Annotated in this window: 11 protein-coding genes, 1 tRNA gene and 1 pseudogene; 6 read left to right on the forward strand and 7 right to left on the reverse strand. The window is 39.1% G+C overall.

Annotated elements, in window-relative coordinates:
• Positions 1–143: pseudogene (locus tag AM305_RS12285) on the forward strand (UDP-N-acetylmuramate:L-alanyl-gamma-D-glutamyl-meso-diaminopimelate ligase); the annotation flags it as partial.
• Positions 144–274: 131 nt separating this feature from the next.
• Positions 275–850, forward strand: coding sequence for a YcxB family protein (locus AM305_RS10135; protein WP_005825713.1), 576 nt, complete (start codon positions 275–277; stop codon positions 848–850).
• Between the two features lie 137 nt (positions 851–987).
• On the opposite strand, the gene asd is transcribed toward AM305_RS10135, so the two are convergent.
• The 6 genes from asd to prfA all read right to left on the reverse strand — a co-directional run bounded on the left by asd (position 988) and on the right by prfA (position 6617).
• On the reverse strand, positions 988–2103 hold the full coding sequence (gene asd / locus AM305_RS10140) for an aspartate-semialdehyde dehydrogenase (protein WP_005825716.1): 1116 nt from the start codon (positions 2101–2103) through the stop codon (positions 988–990).
• A gap of 155 nt (positions 2104–2258) precedes the next feature.
• Positions 2259–3113, reverse strand: a complete 855-nt coding sequence (gene kdsA, locus AM305_RS10145; protein ID WP_005825718.1) for a 3-deoxy-8-phosphooctulonate synthase — start codon at positions 3111–3113, stop codon at positions 2259–2261.
• A 55-nt stretch (positions 3114–3168) separates the two neighbouring features.
• The gene (locus AM305_RS10150; RefSeq protein WP_035294534.1) at positions 3169–4035 is read right to left on the reverse strand and encodes a SirB1 family protein; all 867 of its coding nucleotides are present in this window, start codon (positions 4033–4035) and stop codon (positions 3169–3171) included.
• Positions 4036–4043: 8 nt separating this feature from the next.
• Positions 4044–4913 (reverse strand): peptide chain release factor N(5)-glutamine methyltransferase, encoded by an 870-nt coding sequence (prmC, locus tag AM305_RS10155; protein WP_005825723.1) that lies wholly within the window; start codon positions 4911–4913, stop codon positions 4044–4046.
• Positions 4913–5461 (reverse strand): hypothetical protein, encoded by a 549-nt coding sequence (locus AM305_RS10160; RefSeq protein WP_005825725.1) that lies wholly within the window; start codon positions 5459–5461, stop codon positions 4913–4915. The genes prmC and AM305_RS10160 overlap by 1 nt, the downstream gene beginning before the upstream one ends.
• A gap of 73 nt (positions 5462–5534) precedes the next feature.
• Positions 5535–6617 (reverse strand): peptide chain release factor 1, encoded by a 1083-nt coding sequence (gene prfA / locus AM305_RS10165; protein ID WP_005825728.1) that lies wholly within the window; start codon positions 6615–6617, stop codon positions 5535–5537.
• 171 nt (positions 6618–6788) lie between these two features.
• On the opposite strand from prfA, the gene dnaA reads away from it, so the two are divergent.
• The 4 genes from dnaA (at position 6789) to AM305_RS10185 (ending at position 10858) form a co-directional block, all read left to right on the forward strand.
• The gene (gene dnaA, locus AM305_RS10170) at positions 6789–8129 is read left to right on the forward strand and encodes a chromosomal replication initiator protein DnaA (protein WP_005825730.1); all 1341 of its coding nucleotides are present in this window, start codon (positions 6789–6791) and stop codon (positions 8127–8129) included.
• Positions 8130–8137: 8 nt separating this feature from the next.
• A complete protein-coding gene (gene dnaN / locus AM305_RS10175) occupies positions 8138–9241 on the forward strand; it encodes a DNA polymerase III subunit beta (RefSeq protein WP_005825732.1) in 1104 nt (367 codons plus the stop codon).
• 74 nt (positions 9242–9315) lie between these two features.
• Positions 9316–10401, forward strand: coding sequence for a DNA replication/repair protein RecF (gene recF, locus AM305_RS10180; protein WP_005825734.1), 1086 nt, complete (start codon positions 9316–9318; stop codon positions 10399–10401).
• Positions 10402–10420: 19 nt separating this feature from the next.
• A complete protein-coding gene (locus tag AM305_RS10185) occupies positions 10421–10858 on the forward strand; it encodes a methyltransferase family protein (protein ID WP_005825736.1) in 438 nt (145 codons plus the stop codon).
• Between the two features lie 22 nt (positions 10859–10880).
• Here AM305_RS10185 and AM305_RS10190 read toward each other — a convergent pair.
• Positions 10881–10956 (reverse strand) — tRNA-Val (locus AM305_RS10190).
• Between the last annotated feature and the right edge of the window lie 67 nt (positions 10957–11023).

An 11023-nucleotide genomic window follows, 5' to 3' on the forward strand; every position in this document is an offset into this window, starting at 1 on the left:
CGGCAAAATGGTCGGCGAGCATTGATGAGTTAGTTGAGATGATAGTTGAAGATGCTAAACCTACCGATCATATTTTGGTCATGAGTAACGGTGCATTTAGCGGTATTCATAATAAAATTATCGCAAAATTGCAAAATAAATAAAAAAATAAACCGCTTATAGCCCCGAAATTGGAAAACTAATCAATTTAGGGGCTTTTCGATAAAAATATATATGTAATTTTTCAGATTCTGTGGTGATTTTTGAGAAAATTTATTCATAAACTGGTATAACAATGGAAATTCGTTTTAATTACCAAAATGCCTTATTGGCAAACCTGAAACTTAGAAAGGTAGTTAATAAAAAACTCTGTGGCAATAATCCGATGATAAAAGTCATCAGCCATCTTGATCCCATATTATTCTTAGGTTATTACTCAATACTAGCAACTTTATTTTTCTATTTAATAGATTGGCGATATTCCTTTGAAGAATATTACGGCAATAATGTAATAATATGGCTATTATTTGTTTTATTGTTTGGTTTTGCAATTATTACGTTTTATGCTGTTTGTATTCGCCCAAGATGGATAAATAGAGCCTTTTATAAAGATACTAGTGCATTGCTTAAAGGTGAATCTATTATTCGATTGCAACCCAATGGGATATTTCAGAAAAATAATCAAGTTGAATCTCTACTTTATTATTCTACTGTTAGGTCTGTTGAAAATATTGAGCAGTATTTAGTCATTTTTCTTGATGGGGCCCATCTTATCATTATTCCCGATAATGCATTCGATAACACAGAACAGCAGACAGAATTTATGACATTACTGAAACAAAAAATGGCGCAAAACCCCACTGAATATTAAAAAGACGTAGGATAAAATAATTAGCATTTTGCACGCTACATACTTATAAAGACAAAAAGTTGCTAATATTTAAGAAAGTCTAAATATTAGCAACTTTTTACTATACTACATTGAATATGTAGCTTTCTATATTGAAATTACTTCGTTAATTGAACCAAAATACGGCGTACAGGTTCTGCTGCACCCCATAATAATTGGTCGCCTACGGTAAAGGCTGCCAAATACTCTGGTCCCATTGCTAATTTACGTAAACGACCAACCGGTACGCTTAATGTGCCTGTTACTTTCGCTGGCGTTAATTCACGTAATGTGGTTTCTTTGTCGTTTGGAATGACTTTTACCCACTCATTGTGTGCTGCAATGATTTGTTCGATTTCTGCTAATGGAATATCTTTTTTGAGTTTAATTGTAAACGCTTGGCTGTGGCAACGTAATGCACCGATACGTACACATAAGCCATCTACCGGAATTGGGTTGTCGCTTAAACCTAAAATTTTGTTGGTTTCCGCATAGCCTTTCCATTCTTCTTTGGTTTGTCCGGTTTCCGGTAATAATTTATCAATCCAAGGAATTAAGCTACCGCCTAATGCTGCACCAAAGTTTGTTGTTGGGAAGTCTTCTGCACGCATTTTTGCTGTGACTTTGCGTTCAATCTCTAAAATAGAAGAAGCCGGATCAGCAAGTTCTGCTTTCACTGCGTCTTCTAATTCGCCCATTTGCGAAAGTAGCTCACGCATATTTTTTGCACCAGCGCCTGAAGCCGCTTGGTAAGTTGCAACAGAAATCCATTCCACTAAATCTTTTTCGAAAAGACCACCGATTGCCATTAACATTAAACTTACGGTACAGTTACCGCCAACGAAGGTTTTAATGCCGTTTTTTAAACCTTCATCGATCACGTGTTGGTTTACTGGGTCTAAAACGATAATCGCATCTTTTTCCATACGTAATGCAGACGCTGCATCGATCCAATAACCGTTCCAACCAGTTGCTTTTAATTTTGGGTACACTTCATTAGTATAATCGCCACCTTGGCAAGTCACGATAATGTCCAGTTGTTTTAATGCTTCAATATCAAAAGCATCTTTTAAAGTACCGGCATCTTTACCTGCAAAAACTGGGGCTTTTTGACCCGCTTGTGAAGTTGTGAAAAAGACAGGGTTAATGTTTGAAAAGTCGTTTTCTTGAACCATACGATCCATCAGTACGGAACCAACCATACCACGCCAACCGATAAAACCGACATTTTGCATTGTGTTACTCCTAAAATAAAATGATGTTGTGTTGAATACCTTGCATAAATACAAGATTTCTATGGAAAAAGCAACGTGAAATTTGCGAATTGATAAAAAAATTGTAGAAGAGAAATTCCCTTCTACAATCTTAAATCATAATACCTTTTAATCACTTATTTTGAGGTATCGATTTCTTCAAATGATTTTACCAAATCATCAATCGCTTTCATTTGTGAAACAAAGGCTTCTAATTTAGACAACGGGAGGGCTGATGGACCGTCGCATTTTGCTTTGTTTGGATCTGGGTGAGCTTCTAGGAATAAACCGGCTAAGCCAATCGCCATGCCAGCTCGGGCAAGTTCGGTTACTTGATCACGGCGACCGCCAGATGCTGCGCCAAATGGGTCACGGCATTGTAATGAGTGGGTGACATCAAAGATCACAGGGCAACCTTTTGACACTTTTTTCATGACATTAAAACCAAGCATATCCACGACTAAGTTATCGTAACCAAAGTTTGTGCCACGATCGCATAAAATCACTTTATCATTACCGCACTCTTCGATTTTTTCCACAATATTTCCCATTTGACCCGGGCTTAAAAATTGTGGTTTTTTCACATTGATAACCGCACCTGTGCGAGCCATTGCTTCGACTAAATCTGTTTGGCGAGCAAGGAAAGCCGGTAGCTGAATAATATCAACCACATCGGCAACCGGCTGACACTGATGAATTTCATGCACATCGGTAATAATTTTTACACCGAAAGTCTCTTTCAGCTCTTGGAAAATTTTTAAACCTTCTTCCATACCAGGCCCACGATAAGAGTGGATAGATGAGCGGTTTGCTTTGTCGAAAGAAGCTTTAAAGACATACGGAACGCCTAATTTTTGCGTAACTTCGACATATTTTTCACAAACTTGCATTGCCATATCACGGCTTTCAAGCACATTCATACCACCAAATAATACAAACGGTTTATTGTTTGCAATTTCAATATGACCAAGTGTGACAACTTTATTTGTCATAAATTTTTCCTTCTCTAAGTGTTTGCACGAGAATTCGTACACATAATAAACTGAATCAATGCACGCGCATTTCTTTGCTTTTTTGTTCCAAGCCTTGCATTTCGACCTTAAGCATTACAGCTGAAGGATCATCTGGGCATTGGTCAATAAAATAACTTAAATCTTCATAAGCCGCTTGGTAGCAATCCATACTTGCAAGAATCATACCTCGATCTCGAATTTCATAGGGATCTTCCGGTGAGAAAATGAGGCGAAACTCGATCATTCGTAAAGCTTCTTCATATTTTTTCTCTTTGGTCAGCGACATCTTAAAAAGCGTTTCAACTCTTTCAAGTAATTCCATAGATTCCGCTCGGCGAATAAGATCAGGGGTAATATCTGCCCCAATACCGGCTTCACCTACAAGCCATTTTTCCAACTGCGCTAATGTTAAAAAATCGCCATTCCACGGGTTGATAAAATGGGTTTCTCTACGCCCTGTTTCAGTTTGGATTTCGGCACGTAACATCAACTGAGTCGGGAAATTAACCGGATAAATTGGCAATGCTAACGATGCTGATAAATATAAAAATAATGCAGCTAAAGAAATCGGCATGCCTCGTCTGCTTTCCATCACTTTATGGAGCAATAAATTTTCCGTATTAAAGTACTCTGCATAATGGCATGAAAAACGCATATCTTGATAAAACCAATTTAGTAATTGGGTTAAGCGAGTCATTTCATCTTCTGCTGTTACCGCTTGTTTTGATTTTCGGACTAATGCCGCTATTTTAGCGCTCATGCTTCGCGGCGGAATTTGATCATCTACAATGCGACTTAATCTCGACATTTCATTAAAGAGATATTTTTGCAACTCACGATCTTCCATCAGACTATCCGGTTTCTCTATCACATCTAAAAGTTCTTTAATTATATTGTCCATGTTATCCATTAGCTTAATCTCTCTGCTTTGGTAATCCTGTCTTGATTGCCATAGTCTTTAAAAGTTTCAATCTTATCCCATTGATTTTGTCTGAAAATCTGCTGCACTTCAGCCGCCTGTTGCCAGCCATGCTCAAGCATTAATGCCCCCTGTTTAGCCAGATAAAGCGGTGCATTTTCAATAATTTTTTGCAGATCGCTCAAACCATGCTGTTCAGCAACTAAGGCGGTTAAGGGTTCAAAACGCACATCGCCTTTTGTGAGATTTTCATCATCTTTATCAATATAGGGAGGATTACTTACAATAAGGTCAAAACAGTGATTTTCAAGAACACTAAACCAATCGCTTTGTAAAAAGCGGACATTTTTAAATCCTAATTTCTGACGGTTTTTCTCTGCGAGTTCTACTGCTTCGGACTGTTTATCTAGCCCAATAATATCCGCTTTTTTGCCTAGTTCACTTGCTAACGCTAAAGCGATTGCCCCTGTTCCAGTACCCAAATCCAAAATTTGCAATGTTTCTTGGGAATTTAACCGCTTGTATGCCCATTCGAGCGCGACTTCCACCAAACATTCTGTATCAGGGCGAGGAATAAGCGTTGCCGTTGAAACGGCTAAAGGTAACGACCAAAATTCTTTCTCGCCCAAAATGTATGCTATCGGTTCGCCTTTTGCTCGGCGAGCCAATAATGCATTTAGCTCGATTAATTCTGCTTCACTGAGTACGGTTTCACTAAATGCAAAAATTGCAGATTTTGAACGTTTTGTGACCGCTTGTAACAGGATGTTGGCATCGACTTTTACGTTAAGAAAAGGATCTTGCTCAATATTCTCAAGTAGTCTCTGCGCCGCATAATGAAGCCATTGAGCGTAATTCATTAATTTGACGCCGATCTTACGCAGCGACCTGTTCGAGTCGTTTCTGCCACGGTTTGTTTAATCGTAAAAGATTGCGCCGTAAAATCGCTTACGGCTAACGAAATTGGCTTTTGATCAGCTTTCGTCATTTGTGATTTTACTACCGCAAAATATTCATTTTCCGTTGCATTTAGCTCTTTGCTCGTCTTAATTTTACGCAACATTTCAGATGTATGAGCGCGTTCTACACTACTTTGCGTAAAAATATAGAAAAGCGTACTATCAGCAAAAGACCAAGTTCCTTGACGTTTTACTTTATATTGGAAAAGAGGATCTTCTTTTGGCATGGTAATTAAGCCTAAATAACTGGCATGTCCATCCTCACTCAATTTTACTTTATTTGATGTGCCGATTTTTCCACCATCCATTTCACATTGCCAATTTCCAATAAATTGTTTACGACTTATTTGTGAAGTCGATTCTATTTCCGTTTTCGATGTTGAAGGAAATTGGAATGTTGAGCAAGAAGCTAAAAATGTTGCAAATGTTACAAGAAGCAGTTTTTTCATAAGATTCTCTTTGTTTTATGATAAATAAGCGGCTATTTTTACAAAAATTTTGCCAAAAATAACCGCTATAATCTTAGTTTTGATCCGACAATGCTGCCAATTGATCCGCTTGATATTCGGTAATAATCGGCTGAATTAACTCATCAATTTTACCATTCATCACTTCGTCTAAACGGTAAACGGTTAAGTTAATGCGGTGATCGGTTACACGCCCTTGTGGGTAGTTGTAAGTGCGGATCTTGTCTGAACGGTCGCCTGAGCCAAGTAGGTTACGGCGAGTATCTGCCTGCTCTTGCGCTTGTTTTTCTTTCTCAACTTGAACAATGCGTGAAGCTAATACAGCAAGTGCTTTAGCTTTGTTTTTGTGTTGCGAACGTTCGTCTTGACACTCCACCACGATACCTGTCGGAATATGGGTAATACGCACCGCAGAGTCGGTGGTATTAACGTGCTGACCACCTGCACCTGATGAGCGGTAGGTGTCAATACGCAGATCCGCTGGGTTGATTTCCGGCATTTCGCTTTCTGGTAATTCAGGCATTACTGCGACCGTACAAGCGGAAGTGTGAATACGCCCTTGTGATTCGGTTTTTGGTACACGTTGTACACGGTGACCGCCCGACTCGAATTTGAGCTGTCCATAAACGCCTTCACCACTGATTTTGACGATAATCTCTTTATATCCGCCTTGTTCACTTTCGTTAGCGCTTAACTCTTCAATTCTCCAGCGCTTACCTTCTGCGTAGCGGCTGTACATACGGTATAAATCGCCTGCGAAAATACCCGCTTCATCACCACCTGTTCCGGCACGGATTTCAAGGAAGCAGTTATATTCATCATTTGGATCTTTTGGTAATAATAAGATTTGTAAATTCTGCTCTAGTTGTTCGATCTCAGCTTTATTTTCCTCGATCTCTTCGGCTGCCATATCTTTCATATCGGGATCGTCAAGCAAAATTTGTGCTTCTTCAATATCGCTATGGAGCTTTTTCCAACGATTGAAAGTGCTAACCACTTCTTCAAGTTGTGCATATTCTTTTGAATAAGCACGGAATTTATCTTGATCGTTAATGATCGTAGCATCGCCTAATAGAGCTTGTAGCTCTTCGTGGCGTTCACTTAAACTTTCTAATTTATTGATAATAGAATCTTTCATTGTTCTCTTAATATCTGTTTTAATGGACGTAAATAGGGCAAATTATAGCGGATTTTTCTTCAAATTGCTTGAATAAAAACAAGCGGTGATTTTTTCCTGAAAATTTGCAAGATTTCCACAAGATTTTAAGGTATTATAGACAATCTTTTCACAACTTTTTGGGAGTAAAACGTGTCTTCTCTTTGGACTGATTGTCTTAGCCATTTAAAAACAAAAGTTTCAGATACAGAATATAACATCTGGTTACGTCCGTTACAGCCAAGTTTTTCAAATGGTGAACTCACTCTTTACGCTCAAAATCCATTTGTGGAAAAACATGTAAAAGATCATTTTCTCGCTGAAATTATCGATCTTGCTCGCTTCTTATCTCGAAACGATCAACTTGTGGTTTCAACTCGTATCGGGATCCGTCCTTCTGAACAAGCAGAAAGATCCGTATCTGCTCCTGCGGCTTCAGGGGAAAACTTAGGAACGCCAACTTTTAGAAGTGGTATCGATCCGACGCAACGTTTTGATAACTTCGTGCAAGGGCGTTCTAACCAATTAGCCAAAGCGGTAGCTCAACAAGTGGTGAGCGATTTGGGCGAAAGCCACTGTAATCCTTTTTCGCTTTATGCCAGTACAGGCTTAGGGAAAACGCATTTACTCCATGCTATCGGTAATGCGTTACAGAAAAAAGATCCAAGTTTACGTGTGTTATATATTCACTCTGAGCGTTTTTATCGTGATATTTTAAAAGCGATCAATACAAACAGTAACGAAGCGGATAAACTCAAAAAATTCTATCGTTCTTTAGATGTGCTAATGATTGACGATATCCAATTTTTAGCGGATAAACCAAAAGTTCAGGAAGAATTTTTACATCTATTTAATGCGCTGTTTGAACAGAAAAAACAGATTGTTTTAACCTCCAATGTGTTCCCAAAAAACATTGAACGCATTGATGATGCGATTAAATCTCGCCTTAGCTGGGGAATTAGCTCAACTATCGAACCGCCTGAATTGGAAACGCGAGTTGCAATTTTGCGTAAGAAAGCCGAAGAGCGAGGTGCAGATATTTCGGAAGAGGCGACCTATTTGATGGGGCAAAAACTGCGTACTCACGTGCGTGAACTAGAAGGTGCATTAAATCGAGTGATTGCGTGGCAAAAATTAACCCACAGACCAATTACGGTTGATGCAGTGCGTGAAACGCTCCGAGATATGTTTGCTTCTTACGATCAATTGATTACCATTGAAAATATTCAACGTGTGGTGGCAGAGTATTACAATATCAAATTAACCGATATTAAATCCAAAAGCCGAACAAGAACCATTGCTCGTCCAAGACAAATGGCAATGGCGTTAGCCAAAGAGCTTACCAACCATAGTTTACCGGAAATTGGTCGAGAATTTGGCGGGCGTGATCACACAACCGTGATGCACGCTTGTAAAACCATCAGCGAATTACGTGAAACAGAAAGTACAATTCAAGAAGATTATACAAATTTAACACGCAAATTATCATCATAGGAACGGCTATGTTATTTACGATTACAAGAGAACAGCTAATTAAGCCATTGCAGCAAGTTTGCGGCGTACTTTCCAGCCGTCCGACTTTGCCTGTTATTGCGAATTTATTATTAGAAGTTGAAGGTGACCGTCTGCTGATGACGGGAACGGATTTGGAAGTAGAATTAACCACCGAAGCCCGTTTGGCACAAGAGGTTGATTTTTCTGAAAAATTTACCATTCCGGCAAAGAAATTCTTAGATATTTCAAGAAGTTTGCCGGAAGATAGCTTGATTTCAATGAGCTTTGAAGAGGATAAAGCGATCTTAAAAGCCGGACGCAGTAAATTTAGCCTCGCTACATTACCGGCAAGTGATTATCCAAACTTAATGGATTGGACACCTGAAGTTGATTTCAGTATCGAGCAATCCACTTTGGCTCGTCTCATTGATGCAACACAATTCTCAATGGCGAACCAAGATGCACGCTATTTTTTAAATGGTATGAAATTTGAAACCGAAGGAAATCTATTACGTACAGTCGCAACAGATGGCCACCGCCTCGCTGTTTGTACGATGGCATTAACCCAAGAGTTAGCCTCACATTCGGTTATTGTGCCTCGTAAAGCAGTATTAGAATTATCACGTTTAGTTTCTGCAAATCACGATATTGTACGTTTGGAGATCGGTTCAAGTAACATTCGTATCTCCATGAATGGCATTGTGTTTACATCTAAACTGATTGATGGTCGCTTCCCAGATTACCGCCGTGTTTTACCACGTAATGCGGATCGTATTCTTGAGGCCGATACGGAAACATTAAAACGAGCATTAATGCGAGCGGCTATTTTATCAAACGAAAAATTCCGTGGTGTTCGCTTATCATTAAACGACAATGTTTTAAAAATTACCGCTAATAACCCGGAACAAGAAGAAGCAGAAGAAATCATTGATGTTGCTTACCAAAGCCCGGCAATGGAAGTGGGATTTAATGTCAGCTATGTGTTAGATGTATTGAATACCCTAAAATGCGAACGCGTTCGTTTTAGTTTAGTTGATGCAAGTTCAAGTTGCTTAATTGAAGATTGCGATAACAACACCGCTGAATACGTAATTATGCCAATGCGTTTATAATTTCTTAAAGAAGGTTATAAATGAGAATTTATAGCCTTCTCTTACTTCTCTACCCTTAAGTTCTATACTCTACCATGCCTTTATCTCGTCTTATCGTTCAAAATTTTCGTAATCTTCAAGCTGTTGATTTAACACTTAGCCCACAATTTAATTTTATTATTGGTGCAAATGGCAGCGGAAAAACGAGCCTGTTAGAAAGTATTTTCTATCTAGGTCATGGACGATCATTCAAAAGTCATATTAGCAATCGCATCATTCATCACGATGCGGATCATTTTGTGCTACACGGAAAGATCGAGGAAACACAACATAGTTGGTCCGTTGGTATTCAAAAACAGCGTTCTGGCGAAACCACACTTAAAATCAATGGCGAAGATGGTAATAAAATTGCCGATCTTGCACAATTGTTGCCAATGCAGGTCATTACCCCAGAAGGACTTACGTTATTAAATGACGGACCGAGCTATCGCCGAGCTTTTTTAGATTGGGGACTATTTCATCAACATACCGAATTTTATAACGACTGGGTTAATCTTAAGCGCCTGCTTAAACAACGCAATGCTGCATTACATCAAGTGCGAAGTTACTTTGAATTAAAAGCATGGGATATTGAATTAGTCAAGCTAGCTGAAAAAGTAAGTCAAATGCGAGCGGCCTATGTCGAAGCGATCTTGCCTGAAATTGATAAAACTTGTCGTTTCTTTTTACCGGAACTAGAAATTCAAATGTCGTTCTATCAAGGCTGGGAAAGGGGGGCTGATTATGCAGATATTCTCGCTCAAGGCTTTGAACGGGATCAGAGCTTAGGTTACACCATGATGGGACCACAAAAAGCTGATTTACGAATTAAAGCAAATGGATTACCTGTTGAAGATGTACTTTCTCGAGGGCAATTAAAATTGTTGATGTGTGCGCTACGCTTAGCGCAGGGCGAATTTTTAATGACACAAAAAGCACGCCAATGCCTCTTTTTAGTGGATGACTTTGCCTCCGAACTTGACCCTACAAAGCGTGAACTCCTCTCTCAACGCTTACGAGAAAGTCATTCACAAGTGTTTGTTACGGCAATCACAAAAGAACAACTGAATCAAATGCAATGGCAAGAACACCAAACTGATTTATCATTTGAAGTTAAAGAGGGGATTATCACTCCGTTATAATCCTTGAAGGAAGATGAGCATGAAATTAACCTTACCTCCGCCACTTTTATTTTTGCTCTCTGGGGCTTTTATGTATTTTTTGCCCCCAATTTGCCCGCTTGTAGTGCCTTTTTATCTCATTTTATCTGTGATAGCTCTTGCCTTTATCATGGGTGCAATGAGCCTAATGTCATTTTATCAAGCAAAAACAACCATAACCCCTATCAATCTGAATAAAACATCAGCGTTGGTAACGGATGGTATTTATCGATTTACACGCAATCCAATGTACTTAAGCCTTGCATTATTACTTTGTGCTTGGGCAATGTATTTGTCGCATTTACTGGCTTGGGTAGGTTTGCCACTTTTTGTGTGTATCATAAATTATTTACAGATTATCCCCGAAGAAAAAGTACTTGAAGAGAAATTCGGACAAAACTATTTACAATACAAAAAGCAAGTAAGACGTTGGATATAAAAAATAGAAGATAAAGTATGAGTGGTGGGCGATACCGGTCTCGAACCAGTGACCCCCTCCTTGTAAGGGAGGTGCTCTCCCAACTGAGCTAATCGCCCGAATACCTTGCGGTTTCGACTAGTTTAAACACTTTAATTAAGTGGTGGGCGATACCGGTCTCGAACC

Source organism: Actinobacillus minor NM305 (genome assembly GCF_000175195.1).
Classification (GTDB): Bacteria; Pseudomonadota; Gammaproteobacteria; order Enterobacterales; family Pasteurellaceae; genus Haemophilus_A; species Haemophilus_A minor.

What these genes read in the sequence shown, in the direction of transcription:
- prfA (WP_005825728.1), bottom strand. Translation starts at nt 6,617, where the DNA reads ATGAAAGATTCTATTATCAATAAATTAGAAAGTTTAAGTGAACGCCAC.
- recF (WP_005825734.1), top strand. Translation starts at nt 9,316, where the DNA reads ATGCCTTTATCTCGTCTTATCGTTCAAAATTTTCGTAATCTTCAAGCT.
- prmC (WP_005825723.1), bottom strand. Translation starts at nt 4,913, where the DNA reads ATGAATTACGCTCAATGGCTTCATTATGCGGCGCAGAGACTACTTGAG.
- AM305_RS10185 (WP_005825736.1), top strand. Translation starts at nt 10,421, where the DNA reads ATGAAATTAACCTTACCTCCGCCACTTTTATTTTTGCTCTCTGGGGCT.
- asd (WP_005825716.1), bottom strand. Translation starts at nt 2,103, where the DNA reads ATGCAAAATGTCGGTTTTATCGGTTGGCGTGGTATGGTTGGTTCCGTA.
- AM305_RS10135 (WP_005825713.1), top strand. Translation starts at nt 275, where the DNA reads ATGGAAATTCGTTTTAATTACCAAAATGCCTTATTGGCAAACCTGAAA.
- dnaN (WP_005825732.1), top strand. Translation starts at nt 8,138, where the DNA reads ATGTTATTTACGATTACAAGAGAACAGCTAATTAAGCCATTGCAGCAA.
- AM305_RS10160 (WP_005825725.1), bottom strand. Translation starts at nt 5,461, where the DNA reads ATGAAAAAACTGCTTCTTGTAACATTTGCAACATTTTTAGCTTCTTGC.
- AM305_RS10150 (WP_035294534.1), bottom strand. Translation starts at nt 4,035, where the DNA reads ATGGACAATATAATTAAAGAACTTTTAGATGTGATAGAGAAACCGGAT.
- kdsA (WP_005825718.1), bottom strand. Translation starts at nt 3,113, where the DNA reads ATGACAAATAAAGTTGTCACACTTGGTCATATTGAAATTGCAAACAAT.